Genomic DNA, 394 nt, shown 5'->3' with positions numbered 1-394 from the left:
GGTTGTTGCCTTTCAGCTCCTGCAGCAGTTCGACCAGGTTGAAGCCGGCGCCCGTCACGCCCGGCACGGAAGGCTTGATGGGCGGCATGGTGGCGACCGGCATGCTGGCCGCAGCCGGCGCCGATGCCGGCGTGGCTGCCCAGGCAGCGGCAAATGGCAGGCAGGTCACCGCGCACAGCACGGCCCTCGCCCGTAAATGGAATGCACCCCGATGTTTCACTGCAGCAGACTCCCCCTTGAGACGGGAGCGTTTTTACCGACGCGAACTTTCAAGCGCCTTTCACGGCTCAGCAAGCTGTCAGGTTCGGGGAAAACGCAAAAACCCCGCCCTGCAGCGCCAGTCTGCGACAGTTATATGACAAGACATGATGACCGTCTCAGGCCGGTGCAAGGG

Annotated in this window: 1 protein-coding gene; it reads right to left on the bottom strand. The window is 63.5% G+C overall.

Annotated elements, in window-relative coordinates; translation table 11 throughout:
* Positions 1 to 181, bottom strand: a 181-nt coding sequence (locus tag I6F21_RS38445; RefSeq protein ID WP_225184480.1) for a hypothetical protein, incomplete at its 3' end; no start/stop codon positions are given.
* Positions 182 to 394 lie beyond the last annotated feature (213 nt).

The organism is Bradyrhizobium sp. NBAIM03, assembly GCF_020194055.1.
Lineage (GTDB): Bacteria > Pseudomonadota > Alphaproteobacteria > Rhizobiales > Xanthobacteraceae > Bradyrhizobium > Bradyrhizobium yuanmingense.
This window is presented reverse-complemented; position numbering and strand designations above follow the sequence as displayed.